Consider the following 22294-nt stretch of genomic DNA (forward strand, 5'->3'; position numbering starts at 1 on the left):
ATGGCAGACAAGAAGCTCAACGGCACCGTCATAGTGACGTACCGCTGCAACGCGCGGTGCACCATGTGCAGCCGCTACAAGGCGCCCAGCCGCCCCGACGAGGAGCTGTCCATCGAGACGATAAAGAAGCTCCCCAAGATGTACTTCACCAACATCACGGGAGGCGAGCCCTTCATTCGCCAGGACCTAAAGGATATCGTGCGGGAACTCTACAAGAAGAGCGACCGCATAGTCATCTCTACCAACGGTTTCTTCACTGACCGCATCATCGATCTGTGCGAGGAGTTCCCCGAGGTGGGCATCCGCATATCCATCGAGGGCCTGCAGCAGACCAACGACGAGATTCGCGGTCTCGAGGACGGCTACAAGCGCGGCTACGAGACCCTAAAGAAATTGGTTGAGCTGAAGCACCCTGACGTGGGCTTCGGCATGACGGTGCAGGACAGAAACGCCCCCGACCTGGTGCCGCTGTACAAGATTTCCGATGAGCTGGGCATGGAGTTCGCCACGGCGAGCCTGCACAACAGCTTTTACTTCGTGGAGGCCAAGAACGTCATCCGCGATCGCCCCATGGTGGCCAAGAACTTCGAAGAGCTAGTGAACGATCTGTTGAAGTCCAACAGCCCAAAGAAGTGGTTCCGCGCCTACTTCAACCACGGGCTCATCAACTATATCTACGGACAGCCGCGTCTTCTGCCTTGCGACATGGCCTTCGACACGTTTTTCATCGACCCCTACGGCGACGTGATGCCTTGTAACGGGACCAAGGACAAGGAGGTCATGGGTAATCTGAACAAGCGAAGCTGGGACGAACTGTGGAATTCGGAGCAGGCCGAAGCCGTGCGTGCCAAAGTGCGCCACTGCGACCGCAACTGCTGGATGATAGGCAGCGTCTCCCCGGCCATGCACAAGTATATCTGGAAGCCCGCCGCCTGGGTGATAAAGCACAAGGCGAAGAGCTTATTGGGCATGAAGGCCTACGATATGCACGAGCTAAAAGTGGTGCGCGACTACGAGGAGGGTCGCGTGACCAAGGAACAGTTGGACGCGTGCTCGACCTGCGACATGTGCGCCCAGGTGAACGATGGCCTGAGTGCCGCCAGCAAGGCCGATGCGCACGTGTATGAGACGCATGAGGCGCTGTAGGTATGGTCGATGTTTCGTTGGGGGTGCCTAGGGCGTCACGCCGCTCATCGCTGTTTCTTGAGACCAGCGTGGGGGATCTCGCTCTGCTATTGTTTCTGAATTTGGCGCTTTTCGGAGAGGCGATTCAGGGCGCGATGGGCTTTTCTTATTGTGATGAGATTGCGACTATTGCCGTGGTGTGCGCCGCCTTTTTTCGATTTCATGCAAGCAAAAACGCTCTTGCCGACGGCATGTCGACTTCGTCCAGACTTGCTCTGGTATGGCTGTTTGTGGTAGTTTCCGCAGCTTTCCTCGGCAATGCGTTCTGCGGGGTCCATGCATCAACCGCGGCGATTCTGACGGATTTTCTTACTTGCTGCAAATTCCCAATTGCGCTAATTGCCTCAATCTATGCCTTTGCTTGTTCTGAACGCCTTTCTACGCTTTTTGAAATCGAGGCGAAGATTCTTCTCGTCGTGATGACGGTGCTTGGAATCGGGAATCTGTTTTTCGATTTCGGTATGGGATCGGAGGCTCGGTTTGGCATCAGGGCTTCTTTTACTTTTGTGTTCGATCATCCGACATACCTTGTATTTTGTGCCGCCGGGCTTACGGCGTTCCTCATGAAGGATAGGGAGCGCAATATGCCTTTTATTGTCATGGGCATGCTTGTTGTTTTGCTGTCGCTGCGGTCAAAGGGCTTTGCATTTGCGGCAGTCTGTCTCCTGTTGCTCTTGACCTTTGGCAAGAGCAACAGGCTTTCGGTGGTGCATATTGCGCTGGGGCTGGCAGCCGTAGCACTTATCGGCATGGATCAGTACATCAACTATTACCAATCCGCAGGATACGCAAGAGGCGAGCTGGCTCGCCAGGCGATTGCCGTCGCAAACGATTATTTCCCGCTCGGGACTGGCTTCGCGACGTATGGGTCCGCCGTCACCGCTCAGATCGATAATTACTCGCCGCTTTATTACGCGTACGGACTTTCTACTGTTTGGGGTCTTGCCCCTGGGGCTGCATCGTTTTTGAGTGACACTTTTTGGCCTACGGTCTTGGCGCAGTTCGGTTATTTCGGGTTGGTTGCCTTTGCCGCTCTTTTAATTGCTCTGTTCGTCATGTGCTATAAGGCAGGGGGGGGGTCTCGCCTCCCGGTCATTTGCATTTTTGCCTACCTCCTCATCTCAAGCACGTCTGAGAGCTCGTTCTTTAATCCGAGCGCTGCCTATCTTGCAATGTGCGCTGGACTTGCGATTTGCCCCGCTGGGGAGCGACGCTCATGATGACGGTGGCTCTTTCAGCATTTCCCTGCATAGACCTCTCTCGCGTTTTGCGGGGGTGGTTCGCAGTGCTTAGCGGCGCAAAAAGAAGATGTGAAGGCGCAACCGCCTTCTCGGTCATCGCTTTATTGGTCTGTCTTTTCGCTTTCTGCTCTTCGCTTATCACATACCGTGTGAGCATCCTGCTGTTTGCTTCGGCAATTGTTCTGGTTGCAATCTTGGCGGTTCGAAGTGGGCGGCTTCTCGAATTTGACTTGCGCGCAATCGTTCCGATGCTGCCTTGGCTCCTCGTGGCTGTTATGGCGGCTGTCGGTTATGTCGCTGGCGGCGGCTACGACCTTGCCGCCACTGTCGCGCTGGTCTGTACCGTGGCCCTTGCCGTCTTTTCGGTTGAAAATACGAAATGGATTGAGCCTACAATCACCGCATTCATTGCGGTCCTGCTCGTTTTTGCCATCGCGACTATAGCCTGCTACGTTTTTCCTCAGCTATATTCAGGCTTTATCAAGCCGACTTTCTATTCCAACGTTCCAATGGCTCAGGACTATCGGTCAGGTTTGGCATCGCACTATAGCCATAACGGGACATTCTGCACAATAGGCTTCATCCTCACTTCGGCTTTGGCGTTTTACGATTCTCAAAAGACGAGAAGCAAGCGGTTCTACGTCTTTCTTGCTCTGGTCTTCTTTGTTGCCTTGGTGCTTACGACCAAGAGGGCGCATCTGCTTTGCGGCATATTCGCGGTCGGTTTTGTCTACCTGATTTCAAACAATCAGCATCGGTATCTAAAGGCCATCGGCGTCGGTGCATTGGTGGTTCTGGCGGTTGCCGTGCTTGCGCCGCTCATCCCTGGTATCGAGGCGACAATCGAAAGGTTGACCACCACTTTCTCGAGCAACACAAGCTTTGAGGACAATGTCAATAACAGGACTTATTTGTGGGATTACGCCCTCAACGGTCTTGCTCAGTCGCCCGTGTTCGGGCATGGGTGGACGAGCTACTGCTATCGCTGGCCAGACGGCGTGACGATTACCTATATGGCCCATAATGAGCTGCTTAACCTCCTTTACGAAACAGGCTATGTGGGGACAGCCGTTGTTTTGCTGGGCTGTGCAGCGAGCCTGCTGCTCACGTTCCACACGATTGCCTTGACCGATGACGGGCATTTCAAGGCGTACCTTCGCCTGTCTTTGTGCGTTCAGATTTTTTTCTTGACATACGCTTTCACGAGCGGGGCTTTGTTTACGACTATCCCAAACCTGATTACCTATTTCCTCGCCGTGGCGATTATGGCGAGCATTAGATGGGGCGCGCTGAAGCGGGATCGAACGCCGAGAACATTGCATGGGGGAAACAGATGAGCCTGATTTCGAAAGCAACTCAATACATCAAGCACCCGCTCAGGGTGTATTCCCTGGTCTCGCGCGCAGGGTTGACGCGCTTTGTTCCGGATGAGCAACACTTGCGCATCATGTACAGAGCGCTAATCGGTAAGAGGCTCGACCTGAATAACCCGCAGGGGTTCAACGAAAAGCTCAACTGGCTGAAACTGCACGATCGTAACCCGCTTTACAACACACTTGTAGACAAGTTGGCGGTAAAGAAGTGGGTTGCCGACAAAATCGGCGAGAAGTACGTCACTGAGACTTATGGATACTGGAGAGATGTCGAGGACGTCTCGATAGATGGGCTTCCTAACCAGTTTGTCCTCAAAACAAACCATGACAGCGGTGGAGTCGCGATTTGCCGCGATAAGGCGACTTTCGACTTCGATGCGGCGAAGAAGCTCCTCGCAAAGCATTTGAAGCGTAACTATTTCTGGTGGACCCGGGAGTGGCCGTATAAGGACGTAATCCCCGTGGTGATGGCCGAGGAATACCTCGAGGACGAAGGGCATGAGTCCGGTCTGGTCGATTACAAGGTTACCTGCTTCGGGGGCAAGCCGACCCTCATCGAGGTGCATAGGGGCAGGTTCGGCGAGCATACCTGCAACTACTACGATGCCGAGTGGAATCCCGTTCGCATAGACTGGGCTGGAATCCCCGTTTCTCCCGTCGAGGTTGAGCGTCCGGAGAATCTGAAGGAGATGCTTGAGCTGAGCGCCGAGCTTACGCGGGGGATACCGCAAGTTCGCTGTGACTGGTACGTGCTCGGAGAAAGGCTGATATTCGGGGAGCTGACGCTTTTCAACGGGGCGGGGTTGGATCCGATTGACGATGAGAGTGACTCAAAGCTGGGCTCTTTGATTGACCTCGGCCTGGCTCACGGCGATTAATTGTTGGCCGAGAAGATTATCTAAAGGCGGTATGGGACATGAAACTCGGAATCGTTACCTTGTACGGTGACTTCAATTATGGCAATAGACTGCAGAACTATGCGCTGAGCACTGTGCTGCGCGGTATGGGGCACGATGTTGTGACCCTGGTCACAGTTCAGAAGACCTCCGCTATCAAGGGGTTCTACCGAAAGCACTTCGAGAAGGAGGGCGGGAAGATTAGGCTCAAGACTCGCAAGGAGCTCAACAGGGACGCCGCGTTCTCTGAGTTCACGAGCCGCAATATTCCCACCAGGTTCATCAAATCCGAGCGGGGTCTTTCGGGGTCCCTTAACGAGGAGTTCGATTCCTTCGTTGTAGGAAGTGACCAGGTTTGGAACCCCCTCTGGTGGGGTGACGACCTGGATTGCTGCTACTCCAACGACTATCTACTCCGATTCGCGGATGCCGACAAGCGAGTGGCCTACTCGGCGAGTTTCGGCCTGGATTCAGTCCCCGATGTGTGGAAGGCCCTGTTCAAGGATGAGCTCGGCAAATATAGGGCCATAAGCGTACGCGAGGAGGCTGGTGCGAGCATCGTCGCCGATATGGTCGGGAGCAAGCCCGCTGTGACGCTCGACCCCACCATGCTACTTGATGCCGAGGAGTGGCGCGAGGTGGAGGCAGACGTGCGGCCGAGCGGAAAGTACGTATTCCAGTTCAACCTGGGGGAGCGGTCGGACGAGCAGATTGAGCTCGCGCGCCAACTTGCCAGCAGGGGCTATGAAATCATCGACTACATGGACCCGCAGTGTCGTTACTTCGGAGGCGATCCCTCGGAGTTTCTTTCCTTGCTCGACGGCGCGGCGTGCGTTCTCACCGACAGCTTCCACGCCTCGGTCTTCTCCATCCTCTTCCGTCGACCGTTCGCTGTGTTCGGGAGGAAGCATGCCAACGGCTCGAACATGAACAGCCGCATCAACACGCTACTCGGGACTTTCGGGTTTGAGGGGCGCTGGTGCTTGGAAGGCGCAGACGCTGCTTTTAGCTGCGATTTCAGCGGCGTTGACGCAGCCTTGGATGCGTACAGGCGTCTGTCCCTGGATTACCTGAACAAAGCCCTCGTGCGTTAAACGAGCCGATGAACTGCTGAGGATTCACCATGTCCCTTAAGACAACAGTAAAGAACGCAATCTACGACGTCACCGATGATCTGCTCGTCGGCCATGCGCATAAGGTAGAGATAGCGAAGTTCCGAGACCCGAAAAGAACTGCGATTCTCGAGCAGGCCGATTTGACCGATGACCAGAAGCGCGCCATCGACGACTTCTATGTCGAGAACTACGGCAAGAAGATCCCCTATACCTGGCATCGCCACAACCTGGCGATCTCCGGCAACTTCGATGCGCGGTTCTTCCCGGAGCTGCTGTTCATCCCTGAGTTCGAGCGCTACATGAACCAGCCTTCCGAGTACGCGACGGTTTTCGAGGATAAGAACCTCCTCTACCTCTTTGCCGATGAGGCCGATGTGAGGACCACAAGAAGCTTGCTCACGAGAACGGCAGGGATTTACCGCGATGCAAACATGAAAGAGCTTACCGAGCGGGAGGCTCTTGATTTTGCGGGAAGCGTCGGAAAATGTTTCGCGAAGCCGACGGTCGGCACCTGCTCTGGGCAGGGCTGTGGTGCCTATGATTTCGACGACGGCGTCGACAGGGGCACAGGCCTGGAAATCAAGACGCTCCTTGGTGAACTTGGGGCCGATTTCTCCATTCAGGAGCCGATAACCTGCCATCGCTCCATCTCTGCGCTTCACCCAGAGAGCGTTAATACTTTGAGGGTCATGACATATCGATGGCGCGACGAGCTCAGGGTGCTCCCCATGCTCATGAGAATCGGATGTGGGAAGAGCGCGGTCGACAACGCGCACGCTGGCGGCGTGTTCATCGGCGTAAGCGACCAAGGTTTACTTGCGCCCTCCGCCCTCACCGAGTTCAATGAGCGCTTCACCAAGCACCCGGACACCGGCGTCGTGTTCGACGGCTACCGGATATTCGGTGCCGAGAAGGTCATCGACGCTGCTAGGCGGATGCATGCGACTATGCCCCAGGTGGGTATAGTTAGCTGGGACTTCACCGTTGACGAAGACGGTGAGCCCCTCGTCATTGAGGCAAACATCCGGGGGGGATCCATATGGCTACCTCAGATGGCGAATGGCGTGCCCGGGTTTGGCGACGCTACGGCCGACATCCTGCGTTGGCTGCGGTTCATGAATGCGAAGAAGCCGCATGAGCGATTGAATTACAAGTATGGTTATCACGACTAGAGGCAACGGCTATTCATGCAGAATAAGGTTTCAATAATCATCCCTGCCTTCAACGTCGAGGCGTACGTTGAGCGCGGCATCGAGTCGGCGTTGGGGCAGACGTATGAAAACGTCGAGCTCGTTATAGTCGACGACGGCTCGAGCGACGGGACGTGGGGCGTCATCGAGCGCTACGCGTCCGACAATAGGGTTAAATGCGCCCGCCAGGCCAATTCCGGCGTGTCGAAAGCCCGGAACCACGCCCTCAGCATGGCGACGGGCGACTACGCCGTGTTCCTCGATTCCGACGATTGGCTTGAGCTCGACACTTGCGATCAGCTTGTCCGTATGCAGCGGAAACACCCCAACATGCTCGTAGCCGCAGACGCCTATTTCGTCACTATGGATGGGGGCCGCGAGGGCAGGAAAGCGCAGGGTACGAACCTTGCGGCAAGGACGTTTACCCCAGATGAGGCGATTTGCGAGTTTGGGGTGTTCAATTCCGTGCACATCGGCAGCTCGTGTTACAAGCTGTTCTCCATGGACATCATCGAAAAGAACCATATAAGGTTTGACGAGTGTATCTCGCACACCGAGGACGGCCTTTTCGTCTTCGACTACCTCAAGTGCTGCGCGGGACTTTATTACGAGCCGATTCCCCTTTGGAACATCCTTGAGCGGCCGGGCAGCGCCACTACGAGCGGGTATACCCACAAGATGTTGAGCTCGCTCGACGCGATTGGCCAGATGATCTCCAGACCGGGGAATTCTCCCGATGCGATCGCGCACCTCGAGGCCTTCCGCGCTCACGAGGCTCTGAGGGTCTTGGGGCTTGGCATAGACTCGGGCGATATGACGGAGGACGACCGCAGGGCCCTGCTCGATGCCCTTGCGGATGGTAAGGTCGACCGTGCTAGGCTGAGCGGCGTCGACAAGGTGAGGCTGGCGCTTTATCCCAATGCGCCGGCGTTCCTCTCCCGCGTCTTCAACGGCTTTGTCGCGCACGCGAAGAAGGGCGGGAACTGATGGGGAGCGTGCCCAAGATAATCGACCTGGCCGAAAAGTGCTGCGGCTGCGGGGCGTGCGCCGCTTCGTGCCGCACGGGCTGCCTTGCCATGGAGCCGGACGCCGAGGGCTTCCTCAGGCCGCGCCTTAACGGGGCGAGATGCGTTAGGTGCGGGCGCTGCGATTTCGTCTGCCCTGCGCTCCATCCCAAGGATGCCGTGGTGCCCGTCGAGACGGTCTGGGCGAAATCGCGCTCGGGCGAAATACTCGACGCCTCGTCTTCTGGCGGCCTGTTCGGCATGCTCGGGCGCGCCGTCGTCGACTCTGGCGGGCTCGTCGTGGGCGCCGCGTTTGTCGACGGCTGCAAGAGGGTCGAGCACACAATCGCGGAAGACTACGAAGCCCTGCTGGTGCTTCAACGCTCGAAATACGTCCAGAGCTCGGTCGGCTCCGATGTGTACTCTCAGGTTGGAAAGGCGCTTAGGGACGGACGCAAGGTTCTTTTCGTCGGAACGGCGTGCCAAGTCGCGGGCATGAGGAACTACCTGGGCAGGCTTGCCGACTCTGATTTGTTCCTTTCCGTCGACGTGATTTGTCACGGCGTCCCCTCGCCGCTCTTATGGGAGAGGTGGGTCAAGCATGTCGCCTTGTTAGAGGGCGCTGAAATTGACGAAGTCAATTTCCGGAGTAAGACGACCGGATGGTCGTCTTACTCCGTCCTATACTACGTAAGGACGGAGAAAGACGCTTCGCGCGTGCGCGGCGGGCGTTACGGGGACGACTGGTACATGAGGGCGTTCCTCGACAACGTGTCGCTCAGGCCGTCGTGCTTTGGCTGCGCGGCAAAGCGTTCCTGCGGCTCCGACGTGACGCTTGGCGACTTCTGGGGCTTCGCTGATCTCCATTCCGAGATCGATTCCACCAAGGGCGTGTCTGCCGTCTTGTGCAACACCGAGAAGGGCGTGGCCGCCGTACATGCCGTGCTTGATGGGGCCGACCATGGCGTTGCGACATACGGTGAGGTGCTTGCTGGCAATCCCGCGCTCGAAGCGTCGGTTGAGCCGCACCCGCAGCGCCGCGCCTTCATGGCGGCCCTTGTCGACGGCTCCACCATAGAATCGATGATGCGCAGGTGGAGCTTCGAGGACACGTTTTGGTCGCGGGTGAAACGAAAGCTCAAGAGGGTGTTGAAGGGATAAAGCCCCTTTGACAGCCAGTATCGGATTTTGGACAGGTAGATGGAAACAGACAGCAAGTACAAGAAACTCGTCAAGAATTCGGCGGTTTTTTTCATAGGGAACCTCGGCAGCAAGGTCATCACCTTTCTGATTGTCCCGTTCTATACGTACTTCCTCACCACGGAGGAGTACGGCACCGCCGACCTCGTGACCACGACGGTGAACCTTCTTGTGCCGTTCGCCATGATGGGCATGAACGAGGCGGTCTTGCGCTTCACCGTGTCCAAAGAGGTGGATACCAAAGCTATTGCGTCTAACTCCATGCTGGTCGTGCTCGTCGGATGGGCCGTGTGCTGGCTGCTTTCCCCGCTTTTTCACGCGTTCAGCGTTATCGGGGGCAATATCGTCTACTTCCTGCTGCTGCTCTGCCTGACGAGCTTCAACTATGTTTTCATGCAGCTTTTGAGGGGAATCGGCGAGTCAAAGGCCTTCGCCGCGAACGGCGTCGTCATCACCTTCGCAACCGCGATCTCCAACGTGCTCGCCCTCGCCGTATTCCACCTTGGGGTTGGCGGGTACCTCGCCTCGATGGTTATAGCCCAGCTTGTGGGCGCAGTGCACATCGTGATTACTTGTCGGCTTTGGAGGCTGCTTTCTCCGAGGTACGTGAACAAACGTGCGCTGAAGGGGATGCTGACGTACTGTATCCCCTTGATTCCGAACTCACTTATGTGGTGGATCATGTCCGCCTCGGACCGCTACGTGATCCTGTTCTTTATCGGTGCTGGCGCGAACGGCATCTACAACGTTGCCCAGAAGATTCCCTCGATCGTGAACATCGTGTACAACATCTTCATGCAGGCGTGGCAAATCTCGGCCATCGAGGAGCGTGACTCCGAGGACAACGCGAAGTTCCAGTCAACGGTCTTCCGCTGCATCTTCGTTGTGCTTGCCGTTGCCTCTTCTCTTATCGCTGCATCGGCATACCCCGTTTATACCTTCCTCATGAGCTCGGCATACGAGGGCTCGTGGCAGCCGGTGGCGATGCTCTCTCTGGCAAACCTCTTCTCCTGCATTGCGGCTTTCTTCGGCACGACCTACGTCGTGACGAAGGAGAGCAAGAAGGCGTTCTCGACAACGGCGATCGGCGCTGTCATCAACATCGCGCTTACTTTGGCGCTCGTCCCGCTCTTCGGAATCATGGGAGCCGCCGGGGCGACTGCCATCAGCTATGTGGTCATCGCCATCGTGAGGGCTCGTGATACGCGGAAGTTCGTGAAACTAGATTTCCACAAGGGGGAAATCGTTGCCAGCTTCGTACTCATCGGGGCGCAGGTCGTCCTATCGTTTCTTCCGTTTACGCCTGCTGTGCTGGCTATGGAGTTCGCTCTGTTTGCGGCGGTCCTCATCATACTGAGGAAAGGGTGTATCGACATCGTGCGCATGGGCGGCAAGGTGGTCAAGAATCGTAAATAGCGTACTTGGATAAATCTGACTTTTCGGTAAGTTACCTTTTGATTTCCCCGCAACTCAAACCGAGTTGCGGGGTTTCTTGGTCTTTGGGCGGATTATTCGCTGCTGGTTAACGGTCGTTAACTACCGGGGGCGACAATCGTCAAAAGGCCTTCTTTCATCGTGGCCGCCGCTCGCCCTTAGGGCACGTCCAAAATACCTCGTTCTCCGCCTCTGGGCAGGAGCGCAATCCCGCGCTCCCTGACCCAGGGGAGGAAACATGCCCTCATCGCGAAACTGCCGCAGCAGCTACGACTGCATCGTCAAGATCAAGGGCGTCACCACGCGCCCGATACTGTTTAGCCAGCTCATGCGGAGCGACGGAGAGGGGGCGATGAACCCCGAGGAACTGTTCGCAGACGACCGCAGCCCCGCCTCCGAGCAGGAGCGCGTCCATGAGGACGAATTGCACTCGCTCATGCGCAGCATACTGGACTGGGCGATATCGTTCCTGAGCGAGCCAAGCCAGGGCACCATCCGCGCCATCTACTTCGAAGGCAAGACCGTCAAGCAGCACAGCGAGGAGGAGTACGTCACCGTCTACGCAATCTACAAGCGCTTGGCGCGCTCGTATCCCATCATCAGGGAGGTTGTCCTCGAGGAGCTGGAGGGGCTCGATGACGAAACGCGCGCCGAGCTCGAGGCTATGTTTGGGATTGGTGGCCGCGATGAGATGTGAGCAGGTGAAAACCGCACAGGGCAGGGTGCCTTCTTGCAGCGGCAACGAGCCGCTCGTTGCCAGCGGACGTAACGAACTCACGGCTGCCGGCGCGCCGCCGCGTGAGCTTTGGCAGGATGCTTCTGCCGTTGCCCGCGATGAGCCTTGCGTCCGATACGGCTCAATCGGCGTGCGCGTGTCCTACGCCGGCGAGTGCAGCATCGAGGAGGCCGTGTCGCGCTACCTGGCCGCGCGCGAGAACGTGCGCGACGTCATAGGCGACGGGCCGGCCTGACGCGATTCGGCCGGCATAGGCAAACGTTCCATCAACCCTGAGATTTCCGCCTTCGCCGGCGCCAAGCTGCCGAAGGCGTGGTACGATTGCGCCAGACGCATACAAGGGCCCTCGGCGTCGGTTGTTTTCTTGGCGGGAAGCGCAGCGCATCCCGAGGGCATCCTCAGAGCCTCCTGGCGCACGTACAAGCACGTGCAAAAGGAGGCCTTTTCATGCCCAAAACCAAAACGCCGAAACCAGCGGCCAGGGTCTATCGCGCCGCCAGCTACGCCAGGCTCTCCGTCGACGACGAGAGCTACGGCACCAGCGGCTTGGTTCTCAACCAGCATGCCATGATCCGCGACTTCGCCGATGCGAACGGAGGCCTGAGCATCGTCGCCGAGTACTCCGACGACGGCTTCTCGGGCTCCACCTTCGAGAACCGCCCCGGATGGGGCAGCCTGCTCGCCGACGTGGAGGCCGGCAAGGTCGACTGCATCGTGGTCAAGGACCTGAGCCGCCTCGGCCGCAACTATCTTGACGTGTCGCGCTACCTGGACCAGGTGTTCCCGGCGCTCGGCGTGCGTGTGGTGGCCATCACCGACGGCTACGACTCCGCAGCCGAGAAGACGCCGGCCGACGCGCTGATGCTGCCGGTGAAAAACCTCTTCAACGACATGTACTGCCGCGATGCCTCCGCCAAGACCAAGGCGTCGCTTTCCGCCAAGCGCCGCCGCGGCGAGTTCGTTGGCGCCTTCGCTCCCTACGGCTACGCCAAGGGCACCGGCCCCGACCGCGGAAAGCTCGTGGTGGACCCGGAGCCCGCCGGCGTGGTGCGCGGCATCTTCGACGCGCGCATCGGCGGCATGAGCGCCGCCGGCATAGCCGCCATGCTCAACGAGGGCCTCGTGCCGAGCCCCTATGAGTATTTCGCGGCGAAGGGCGCGGCGCGCAGCGCGAACTTCTGCAAGGGGGAGAGGACCGCCTGGGATGCGCGCACGGTGCTGCGCATCCTGTCGAACGAGGCCTATGCGGGCACGCTCGTGCAGGGCAAGACCTGCAAGCCCGATTTCCGGCGCAAGGCGGTGCTCCCCGTCGACGAGTCCGAGTGGGACCGTTCGCCCGGCGCGCACGAGGCGATAGTGGACCCGGCCACCTTCGGCCTGGTGCGCAAGCTGGCGCGGCGCGACATGCGCCTGTCGCCCGGCGCCAAGCGGTCGCTGCCGTTGTCGGGGTTCCTCTTCTGCGCGGATTGCGGCGCGACGATGGCACGGCATGCGAGCCGCTGCTCCGGCGGCAAGCGCTTCTACTATTCCTGCGAGACCCATAGGAAGAACCGCGCCGAGTGCGGCATGCACAAGGTGTGGGAGGACGAGCTCTTGGCGGCGGTGATGCGGGCAGTGCACGGGCACGCCCTCGCGGCGGTCGACGGCGACGGCGCCGTGAGGGGCGCCGAGGCGTACCGCCACGACAGGCGCGCCGAGCTCGTCTGCCGCCTGGAGTCGGTGGAGGGGCGCATCGAGCACAACGGCGACCTACGGCTGCGCATGTACTCCGATTACGCGGCGGGCGTCATCGACAAGGCCCAGTACGCCGAGCTCGCCCGGGCCGTCGACGCCAGGCTGCAGGATTTGAAGGGCGAGAAGGCCGGCATCGAGCGGGAATCGGCCCAGCTAGACGACGTACGCGCGGAGACCTGGGAGCAAACCTTGGCGCGCTACCGCGACGCCGAGGGCCTCGAGCGCGTGATGGTCGTCGAGCTCATCGACAGGGTGCTCGTCGGCGAGGGCGGCGACATCGAGGTGGTCTTCCGGTTCGGCGACCCCGTCGCCGCATATGCCTCGAAGCAAGAGGGGGTGGCGTGATGGCGGGCTTCGACCTCTCCGACGTGCTGGCAGCGGCGCGCGGTGTCCCCGGGGCGCGCGATGACGGCAGATGGCGCTGCGTCGTGTACCTTTCCGCCTACGACTGGATGAGCGGCTGGCTTCGCGTCCCCGACATGGCGGCGCAGTCGGCGGCGTGCAAGGCGTGGCTCGCCGCCCACGATGATGCGCGCAAGGCGGAGACCGTCAGGAACCGCAACGCTGTGCGCAACGTGCGCGCCGCCTTCGACGAGCTCATGCGCGTCATTGAGAACCGCAGGGCCGACTGCGTGGTCGTGCCCGACATAGCGGTGTTCGCGCCGTGCTTCTCGGAGGCCCGCTTTTACGTCGAGGAGGTGCTGGTGCCCATGGGCTTCCGTTTCGCGGACTGCGCGCGCGGCTTCGACACGCAGGGCGGCGACGTGCGGGCGTACTTCAAGGGGCTGCAGACAGAGATGTCCGATGCGCTGGCCCTGCATGCCGAGCACGACAGGCTCGCCTCCGGCGAGCTTATAAGGCGCAACGTCCCCTTCGGCTACGTCTTCGACGAGGACGCGCCCTGCGGCGTGCGCGTGGACGGCGAGGTGGCGGCCTTCGTCCCCAGAATCTTCGAGCTTGCCGCCCAGGGGCGTTGGTGGCGCAGCAAGCTGGAGGGCCAGGTGCGCGAGCTTGGGTGCCCCGGACCCAGGCAGAGGGCCAACGAGCTCTACGGCCACAATCGGCACGCCATGGAAGGCTGGGATTACGCCGCCATCAGGAGCATGGTGACCAACCCCTTCTACACGGGGGACTTCGCCCCCGAGCGCCTTGCCAGCATCCGCATGCGCAAAAGCGGCATCCCGGTCGGGTCGTTCCCCGTCATCGAGGGACACCACCCGGCGCTGGTCGGCCGGGAGCTGTTCGAGGAGGCCAACGAGGGGCTTGCGCGCAACCGCTATGCCTGCCCGACCAAGGCCGAGGGAAGGAGGCCCTGCCGTGGCTAGGAAGTCGAGGAAAGCGGCCGCAGGCGCCGCGGCGGTTCCCGCAGCGCCCGCGGCCAAGGTGTGGAGGTGCGCCGTATATGCGCGGCTGAGCAACAGGAACAACGGGCAGGCGGGCGACGGCAGCCTGCGGGCCCAGGTCGATTTCGTGCGCGACAGCCTGTCGGGCATGGAGGGCGTGAAGGTGGTCGGCGCCTACGAGGACAACGGCCGCACCGGCACCACGTTCGAGGGCAGGGCCGCGTTCGACGCGCTCATGGACGAGGTGCGCGCGGGCGCCGTCGATTGCATCGCCGTGAAGGATTTGAGCCGCTTCGGGCGCAACATGTACGAGACGAGCACCTACCTGGAGCGCATCTTCCCGTTTTTGGGCGTGCGCTTCATCGCGGTGAACGACGGGCTCGACACTCTGCAGGGCGACGGCGGCATCGTCGTGCCCTTCAAGGGGCTGGTCAACGAGATGTACGCGGTGGAGACGTCTCGCAAGGTGTCGGCGGTGAAGCACCGCCAGATGGAGGAGGGGGAGGTCATCTACGGCAACACGTGCTACGGCTACCGCGTGGTGCGCGGCGAGGGCAGGCTCGACGTCGACGACGCCACCGCGCCGTTCGTGCCGCTGGCCTTCTCCATGTTCCTCGACGGCGAGCGGCTGGTCGACATCGCGTCAGCGCTTGCGGAAATGGGCGCGCCAACGCCCGTCGACCACCTGGACGCCCAGTCGTCGGCGGGCTACGCGGGCGTCTGGCGTGACAGGCCGTGGTCGGCGCGCTACGTCGCCAAGATGCTCGACAACCCCGTCTACGTCGGCACGCTCGTGCTCGGCAACACCTACCGGTCGCTTTACGATGGGATTCCCGCGCACACGGTGCCCGAGGGCGAGCGCCTGGTCTTCCCCGATGCGCACCCGGCGCTCGTGCCGGCCGAGGTGTTCGGCCGCGTCCGCGCCAAGCGGCGCGCCCAGAAGGCGGCGAAGCGGGCGCAGGTGGCGGCCAAGGAGGCCGACCGCAACGCCATGCCCGACGAGCTGGCGGGCGTGTTGTTCTGCGCCGAGTGCGGCGGCCGCATGATCATCGACCGCAGGTTCAACCCGAAGACGGGGGAGGCCCGGGGCAGCGTGTACAAGTGCCGGCGGCACCATGGGCGCGGTTGCGGCAACGACGTGCGCGTCGCCGAGCGCGCGCTGCGCATAGCCATCATGGACGAGGTCAGGGTTCAGGTCTCGACGGCGCTGGAGCTCGACCGGGTGCTTCCCGGGCTCAGGGGCAGCGAGGGAGCGGTCGAGGAGAGGAGGCGGCTGCAGGCGTCCGTCGACGCGTTGGCCGCGCGGGCCGCCGCGTTGTCGCGCGAGCGGCAGCGGCTCTACGAGCTGTACGCATGCGGCGGCGTGACGCTGGCCGAGTACAAGGAGATGCAGGCCGAGGCCGACGGGAGGGCGGCCGATTGCCGGGCCGCGCTCGAAGCGGCCAACCGCGAACTCGAGGACTTCGACGCGCTGCTCGCCTCAGACGTCGCGTTCGAGGAGGCGGTCGCGGCGCTGGAGGACCTGTTCACGTTCAGCCGCGACCTGGTGCTGGCGCTGGTGAGGCGCATAGAGGTGGGCCGCGACGGCGGCATCGTGATCGAGTTCAGGTTCGGCGACTGGCGCGACAGGGTGGCTTCTATGGAGCGGAGGCTCGCATGATCGCGCTGTACATGAGGCTCTCGAGGGCCGACGGCGACCTGGAGGGCGAGGGCGCGGTGAGCAATTCCATCGCCAACCAGCGGGCCATCTTGCGTTCCTTTGTCGAACGCGACCCGGGGCTTTCCTGCCAGCCCGTCGAGGAGTTCGTCGACGACGGCTTCAGCGGGTCGAGCTTCGATCGGCCCGAGGTCCAGCGCATGCTCGCCCTGTGCAAGGAGGGGCGCGTCTCCTGCATAATCGTGAAGGATTTGAGCCGCTTCGCCAGGGAGTACATCGACGCCGGCACCTACATTGAGCAGGTCTTCCCTTTCCTGCGCGTGAGGTTCGTGAGCATCGCCGAGAGCTATGACTCGGCCGCGTGCAGCCTCGACTCGGCGGCGCCGGGCATAGCCATACGCAACATAGCCAACGCCGCCTACTGCCGGGACACGTCGATCCGCGTGCGCAGCGCGCTCCAGACGAAGTGGCGGCGAGGGCTACGGCCGCACCCCACGCCGCCGTTCGGCTACATGGTGGACCCAGCCGACCGCATGAGGCTGGCACCGGACGAGCGCTTCGCCCCCGGCGTGCGCAGGCTGTTCGAGCTCGCGGCCGAGCTTGCCGATCCGAAGCTCGTCGCCGCGGCGCTCGACGCCGACGGCATCGAGACGCCGGGCGTGGCGTACCGCAGGCTCGGGCTGTACGGGTACGGCAAGCGCCCCGAGCCGAAGAGCCGCCGCTGGACCGGCACGCAAGTGCAGAAGATCGTGGGCGACCCGGTGTACACGGGGACGCTCGTGACCGGCAAGACGCGTAGGCGCGTCATGAACAGGCATCCGGTCGACGTGGTGCCTGAATCGGAGCGCTACATCACCGAGGGCGCGCACCCCGCGTTGGTCGGAGACGGGCTCTGGCGGGCCGCGCAGGCGTGCCTCAGGACCAGGGAGCACCTCAAGGGAGTGGGGAAGTCCGCGCCGAAAAGCCCGTTCGCGCGCGGGCTTCTCAGGCGGGCCGAGTGCGGGCACTCGCTCAGCTACCGCGCATGGAAGGCGGGCGGCGCCTTCACCTGCAAGTGCGACTGCGCCGGCGGCGACAGGCGGCGGGTGACGGAGGATGAGGTCGCAGACGCCATCGCAGCAGCCATGAGGGAAGGCGGTTCGGTGCCGCGGCCTTGCGCCGAGCATGAACCCGACCGGAGGCCGAAGCCCCGCGTCACGGCGGCGGCGAAGCTCGCGGCCTACGAGCGCTACGCCTTCGGGAAGGCGACCGCCGCCGACCTCGAGGTCCTCGGCTCGCCGGCGGCGGCCGAGCCGCAGCATGCCGCTGCGCCGACCTCGCTGCTCCCGTCCGGCGCGGACCGGCTGCTCGATGCCGACGGCGAGAAGGAGCGGGCGGCGCTTCTCTGCGCGCTGGAGGAACATCGGCTCGACGACGTCGACAGGGCGCTGCTCAGGCGCATCGTCGAGAAGGTGCTGGTGCACGAAGGCCCGCACCTGGAGGTCGTGATGCGCTGACCGCCATCTTCGCATTGTCAAAAACACCGCGCCCTTGACCAGAAGGCGTCAAGGGGCAGGACAACTGCGCTCCTCAAAGCCTGTGGCTGAGGAGCGCAGTGCTTCCGAGCCTGCGGCAAACTCGTCAGCAGCTCGCCAGTGTCGCCCGATGGCCCTCAGCTGCGCATTGCGAGGCGATAGCGCTGGCGCGCACCTTGGGCCATTCCCGATTTTCTCCAGCATTTCCTTTGCCGACGGGCTGGCGCGGTGCCGCTCGTCTACCCGTCTGCGTCCGCCCGATGTCCAAAACTTGCGCGGACGCGCCCTTTGGTTGGGGAAACCCAGGGAAAACCAACGAGGAAAGGCGCAGATATGGGAACGGCTCTCTTGTGGCTCGCCGCGGGCTACGCACTGGGGGCGGCGTCGGCCGCCATGGCGTTTGCGGCGTGGGCGGTGCTGAGGACGTCGTCGGAGTGCTCGCGCGCCGAGGAGGCTGCGATGCTTCCGCCGGCGCCCAGCGGCTTTCGCGGGGGCGACCTGTCGTGACGGTGTTCCGCGTCGAGAAGAACGCCAACTACACGGTGATGTCCAACGAGCACCTGCGCAACCGCGACCTGTCGCTGAAGGCCAAGGGGCTGCTCTCGCAGATGCTGAGCCTGCCCGAGGAGTGGGACTACTCGCTCGAGGGCCTGTCCCGCATAAACCGCGAGGGAGTCGACGCCATCCGCACCGGCATACGCGAGCTCGAGGAGCACGGCTACCTCGAGCGGCGGCGCCTGCGCGACGGCTTCGGTCGCCTGGCCGGCACCGAGTACGTGGTGCACGAGCGCGCCGTCGCCAGGCCTTCGCCGCCAGAGTCCGACGAGCCTGCGTTGGGTTTTCCAATGCAGGTTCCTTCTGCGCAGGAAAGGCCTGCGTTGGCGAACCCAAGGCAATTAAGTAAAGAGAGATCAAGTAAAGACCCATCAAACACGTACCCATCAAAGGGCGCGGAACCGCGCGCGAGGCGCGGCTTGCCGGAGTACGCCTGCGTGGCGGGTGATGTCCTGTGAGGGCGGGCAGGTCTTCGGCCATGGACCCGATCCCCGTCAGCTGCGAGATCGACGAGGGCGACTTCGTCGGCGACGACGGGCTGCTGCGCTGCGGCAAGTGCGGCGCCGGGAAGCAGGTGCGCGTGGATTGGGGCGGCCAGACAGCGATCATGCCCGTGATGTGCAGGTGCCAGGTCGAGGAGGCCGACCGACTCGATGCCGCGCGCAGGGCCGCGGCCCACGTCAGGTCCGTGGAGGGCTCGCCTTCGCACAAGCTCTGCCTCCCCCTGGATCCCGGGCACGAGTTCGGGCTGGGGCGCGACGACAGGAGGGGCTTCCGCATCGTGCGCGAGTACGCCCGCCATTGGGAGCAGATGGCGGAGGGCGGCCATGGGCTGGTGCTGATCGGGCCTCCGGGCACGGGCAAGACCTTCGCCGCGGGCTGCCTGGCCAACTACGTTATGCACGATGGCAAGGTGCCGCTTATGACCAGCGTCTCCCGGGCGGAAAACGTGCTTTGGGACGCCAAGGGCGATGAGCGGACACGCGTGCTGGAGGGCATCCGCTCCTACGACCTGGTGATCATCGACGACCTGGGCGCCGAGCGGGACTCGTCCTACATGGACTCCAGGGCCTTCGACCTGGTTGACGCGTGCTACCGCAGCGGCAGGCCGTTGGTGGTCACCACCAACATACCGCTCGCGCAGCTGAAGCACCCCGGGGGGCTCGCCCGCACGCGCATATACGACCGCGTGCTGGAGCGGTGTCAGCCGGTGATGTTCGACGGCCCCAGCTTCAGGGCGGCGAAGGCGGAGGAGAACCGCGCCGCGGTGCGGCGGATCCTCGACGGCGTCAAGTAAACGGGAAGAAAGGATTTCGAGATGGCGGACGATTTCGGCGACTACTCGGGCGAGAAGCTCTTCGACTGGATCTTGCGCATGGGCCAGGACGCCGGAGGGTCGGCGGCCATGGCCGCGGCTGACAAGCTCAAGGCGGCGCTGGACAACGCGCGCAAGGGCGCGGACGCCCAGGGCCGCGACGGCGCCGGCGTGGAAGCCGGCGGTCGGGAGGCGGGAGGACCCGCGCGATGGGCGAAGCTCGACATGCGCGAGTTCGCCTCCATCGAGGACTGGCCGACGCTGCAGGACATCATCGACGGCAAGCTGGACGACTGCGGTATCGCGCACGACTGGTACAAGGAGGCTCAAGGCGAGACCTACCTGCTGTTCAAGGCGGAGGATGCGCCGACGCTGGTGAGGGCTTTCGACGAGATGTCCCAGGCGGTTGATGTTGCCAAGGAGGAGGCCTCGGCGGAGCTTGCGGCGGAGTTCGCAAGGGCAAGGGAGCGCGCGCGGGACCTGGGCAAGGACCGCGCGCATGGCGATCGCGCGAGGACCGGCGAGAACGAGAGGCTTGCCGACAAGGCCGAGATGGCCAAGGCCGCCGCCGAGGAGCTGCGCAGGAGCGCCCATGAGGTTCCCGATAGGGAGAGGGCGTTCAACAGGGAGAAGGCCCAGGGCCGATGAGGGGCTATTCGAGAGAAGGGCTCATGGCCGCTGGCCTGCTCTCTGCCGCGGCCTTCGCGCTGGGCGACCTCTGCGCGGCGGCGCTCTGCTCCATGGAGGGGCCTTGGGTGCAGAACGTCGGCGCTGCCATGGGGGCCGTGCCGTCCGTCTTGGCGACGCAGGGCGTCTCCGCCGAGCCGAACGCCCTGCTCGGCGGATTCGTTTGCTTCCTCGCGGTATGGCTCGCATGGGCCTACTTGGTGAGATCGCAGGGCAACCGCCGAATCGGCGAGGAGCACGGCTCCGCGCGCTGGGGCACCAAGGCGGAGGGCCTGCGGTTCGCGGACACCGAGGACCCCTTCAACAACGTCATCCTCACCGAGAACTACGGGCTCGCGGTCGACCCCGGCAAGCGCAGAGGCAGGAAGCTGGAGGAGCGGCCCCGAAACGTCCTCGTTATCGGGGGCACCGGCGCCGGCAAGACCTGGAGGTACTCCATACCCAACATCCTGCAGATGAACGCGGACTACTTCGTCATCGACTCGAAGGGCACGCAGCTGCCGCTGCTCGGCAACGCGCTGGTGGGGGGCGGCTACGAGATCAGCTGCATGAACCTGGTGCGCATGTCGGCCTCGGCCGGCGTGAACCCTTTCTCGCTCATCCGCGACGAGGTGGGGATCATCGAGTTCGCGGAGTGCTTCATCGCGAACACCACCGGCGACAAGGACCACGTGGGCGACCAGTTCTGGGTGCAGGCCGAGCGCCTGCTCTACACCGCCCTCATCGGCTACCTGATGTTCTACTGCCCGCCCGAGGACCGCAACTTCGGTGGGCTCGTCACGCTGCTCTCGCTTGCGCAGGCCAGGGAGGACGACGATGACTACACGAGCCCGCTTGACCTGCTGTTCAGGGAGATCGAGACGGGCATGCGCCTGGTGGAGACGGGCGGCGCGCTGGCGGGCGACGGCGCGAGGAAGCCGGGCCGCGCGTTCGGCCGCCAGGCGTCCTCGGGCTTCAGGTGGGTGCAGGTCGGCGAGCCGGTGGGCGTGGACGACGACTTCGTGCTGTGGTGCTACAAGGCCTTCAAGGACGCCGCCGGCAAGACCATGAAGGGCATCCTCATCAGCTGCAACACGCGGCTCATGCCCTTCTCCGTGCCGCAGCTGCGCAACCTCACCGATCACGACGAGCTGGAGCTCTCGAAGCTGGGCGACGCGGGCGGCAAGCGCGCGGTCTTCGTGGTGAGCTCCGACACGTCCTCCACCTTCAGCTTCATGCTGGCCATCACGCTGTGGCAGACGGTGAACATGCTCTGCGACAAGGCGGACGCGCTGCCCGGCGGCTCCCTGGCGCGCCCCGTGCACTTCATCTGCGACGAGTTCGCCAACGTGGGCAGGCTGCCGGACATCGAGCACGTGGTCTCGGTCATCCGCAGCCGCAACGTCTACATGTCCATCATCCTGCAGAGCTTCGCCCAGCTCAAGAGCGCCTACGGCGACGATGCCCAGACCATCGTGGACAACTGCGACACGCTGCTCTACCTGGGCGGCAAGAGCGTGGACACCCAGAAGATGATCTCCGAGATGATCGGCAAGGAGACCGTCGAGGTCAACGCGCAGAACGTGAGCCGCGGCAACGGCGGCTCGACCACCACTAACACCAGCTACATCGAGCGCGACCTGATGCAGGCCTCCGAGGTGGGCCGCATGGGCAGGGACAGGGCGCTCGTGCTGTTCAGCAACGCCGCGCCGCTGCGCGATTCCAAGTACTCCACGCAGAGGCACCCGCGATACGAGCTGCTGGCAGGGCATCCGGGCAGCAGGTACCCCGGACGATTCGACTACGGGGCGTACCTGCAGGAGAGGAGGCGGCGGGAGGCGGCTTCCTCCTAGAACCGAGCGCAACGCAGGCGGCCGCCCGATGCGGGCGGCATACGACAGAAGGGAATCCAAATGCTATCGAACATCATCAGCCTGGTCTCCGGGTGCATCACCTTCCTGGGCGGCTTCGTTGTCGTCTGGGGCGCGGTGAGCTTGGGGCTCGCCATCAAGGACGAGACCCGCGGCGGCGCGCAGATCGCGGGGGCTATCTCCACCATCGCGGGCGGGGCCATCATCATCGCGGCTGCCGTGTACTTCGGCCAGCTGGACACCTCGTGGATGCCCAACTAGGGGG

20 protein-coding genes are annotated in these 22294 nt (G+C 62.5%); all 20 read left to right on the forward strand.

Annotated features, from left to right (window positions below):
• The 20 genes from RDW26_RS00895 (at position 1) to RDW26_RS00990 (ending at position 22290) form a co-directional block, all read left to right on the forward strand.
• Positions 1-1146 (forward strand): radical SAM protein, encoded by a 1146-nt coding sequence (locus RDW26_RS00895; RefSeq protein WP_307982126.1) that lies wholly within the window; start codon positions 1-3, stop codon positions 1144-1146.
• A 2-nt stretch (positions 1147-1148) separates the two neighbouring features.
• Positions 1149-2405: a hypothetical protein gene (locus RDW26_RS00900; protein WP_307982128.1), complete on the forward strand. Its 1257-nt coding sequence runs from the start codon at positions 1149-1151 to the stop codon at positions 2403-2405.
• On the forward strand, positions 2402-3763 hold the full coding sequence (locus RDW26_RS00905; protein WP_307982130.1) for an O-antigen ligase family protein: 1362 nt from the start codon (positions 2402-2404) through the stop codon (positions 3761-3763). Before RDW26_RS00900 ends, RDW26_RS00905 begins: the two co-directional genes overlap by 4 nt.
• Entirely contained in the window at positions 3760-4677 is a 918-nt protein-coding gene (locus RDW26_RS00910; RefSeq protein WP_066831763.1) for an ATP-grasp fold amidoligase family protein, read from the forward strand. The genes RDW26_RS00905 and RDW26_RS00910 overlap by 4 nt, the downstream gene beginning before the upstream one ends.
• Positions 4678-4715: 38 nt before the next feature.
• Complete coding sequence (locus RDW26_RS00915; protein WP_307982132.1) at positions 4716-5789, forward strand: polysaccharide pyruvyl transferase family protein; 1074 nt, start codon at positions 4716-4718, stop codon at positions 5787-5789.
• 29 nt (positions 5790-5818) lie between these two features.
• Positions 5819-6982, forward strand: a complete 1164-nt coding sequence (locus tag RDW26_RS00920; RefSeq protein WP_307982134.1) for a sugar-transfer associated ATP-grasp domain-containing protein — start codon at positions 5819-5821, stop codon at positions 6980-6982.
• Between the two features lie 15 nt (positions 6983-6997).
• Entirely contained in the window at positions 6998-7987 is a 990-nt protein-coding gene (locus RDW26_RS00925; protein ID WP_307982136.1) for a glycosyltransferase family 2 protein, read from the forward strand.
• Positions 7987-9165 carry a Coenzyme F420 hydrogenase/dehydrogenase, beta subunit C-terminal domain gene (locus RDW26_RS00930; protein ID WP_307982137.1) on the forward strand — a complete coding sequence of 393 codons (1179 nt, stop codon included), beginning with the start codon at positions 7987-7989 and terminating at the stop codon, positions 9163-9165. The genes RDW26_RS00925 and RDW26_RS00930 overlap by 1 nt, the downstream gene beginning before the upstream one ends.
• A gap of 39 nt (positions 9166-9204) precedes the next feature.
• Entirely contained in the window at positions 9205-10620 is a 1416-nt protein-coding gene (locus RDW26_RS00935; protein WP_307982139.1) for an oligosaccharide flippase family protein, read from the forward strand.
• A 256-nt stretch (positions 10621-10876) separates the two neighbouring features.
• Positions 10877-11335: a hypothetical protein gene (locus RDW26_RS00940; protein ID WP_307982141.1), complete on the forward strand. Its 459-nt coding sequence runs from the start codon at positions 10877-10879 to the stop codon at positions 11333-11335.
• On the forward strand, positions 11325-11609 hold the full coding sequence (locus RDW26_RS00945) for a hypothetical protein (protein ID WP_307982143.1): 285 nt from the start codon (positions 11325-11327) through the stop codon (positions 11607-11609). Before RDW26_RS00940 ends, RDW26_RS00945 begins: the two co-directional genes overlap by 11 nt.
• Before the next feature lie 212 nt (positions 11610-11821).
• Positions 11822-13453: a recombinase family protein gene (locus RDW26_RS00950; RefSeq protein WP_307982145.1), complete on the forward strand. Its 1632-nt coding sequence runs from the start codon at positions 11822-11824 to the stop codon at positions 13451-13453.
• Positions 13453-14433, forward strand: coding sequence for a recombinase family protein (locus tag RDW26_RS00955; RefSeq protein WP_307982147.1), 981 nt, complete (start codon positions 13453-13455; stop codon positions 14431-14433). The genes RDW26_RS00950 and RDW26_RS00955 overlap by 1 nt, the downstream gene beginning before the upstream one ends.
• Complete coding sequence (locus RDW26_RS00960; RefSeq protein WP_307982149.1) at positions 14426-16111, forward strand: recombinase family protein; 1686 nt, start codon at positions 14426-14428, stop codon at positions 16109-16111. Before RDW26_RS00955 ends, RDW26_RS00960 begins: the two co-directional genes overlap by 8 nt.
• A complete protein-coding gene (locus tag RDW26_RS00965) occupies positions 16108-17604 on the forward strand; it encodes a recombinase family protein (RefSeq protein ID WP_307982151.1) in 1497 nt (498 codons plus the stop codon). The genes RDW26_RS00960 and RDW26_RS00965 overlap by 4 nt, the downstream gene beginning before the upstream one ends.
• A gap of 368 nt (positions 17605-17972) precedes the next feature.
• Positions 17973-18635 carry a helix-turn-helix domain-containing protein gene (locus RDW26_RS00970; RefSeq protein WP_307982153.1) on the forward strand — a complete coding sequence of 221 codons (663 nt, stop codon included), beginning with the start codon at positions 17973-17975 and terminating at the stop codon, positions 18633-18635.
• Positions 18636-18655: 20 nt separating this feature from the next.
• Positions 18656-19474, forward strand: coding sequence for an ATP-binding protein (locus tag RDW26_RS00975; protein ID WP_307982155.1), 819 nt, complete (start codon positions 18656-18658; stop codon positions 19472-19474).
• A gap of 21 nt (positions 19475-19495) precedes the next feature.
• On the forward strand, positions 19496-20140 hold the full coding sequence (locus RDW26_RS00980) for a hypothetical protein (protein ID WP_307982156.1): 645 nt from the start codon (positions 19496-19498) through the stop codon (positions 20138-20140).
• A complete protein-coding gene (locus tag RDW26_RS00985) occupies positions 20137-22011 on the forward strand; it encodes a VirD4-like conjugal transfer protein, CD1115 family (RefSeq protein WP_307982157.1) in 1875 nt (624 codons plus the stop codon). The genes RDW26_RS00980 and RDW26_RS00985 overlap by 4 nt, the downstream gene beginning before the upstream one ends.
• 60 nt (positions 22012-22071) lie before the next feature.
• Positions 22072-22290 carry a hypothetical protein gene (locus RDW26_RS00990; protein ID WP_114513233.1) on the forward strand — a complete coding sequence of 73 codons (219 nt, stop codon included), beginning with the start codon at positions 22072-22074 and terminating at the stop codon, positions 22288-22290.
• Positions 22291-22294 lie beyond the last annotated feature (4 nt).

This window comes from uncultured Senegalimassilia sp. (assembly GCF_902464545.1).
Lineage (GTDB): Bacteria > Actinomycetota > Coriobacteriia > Coriobacteriales > Eggerthellaceae > Senegalimassilia.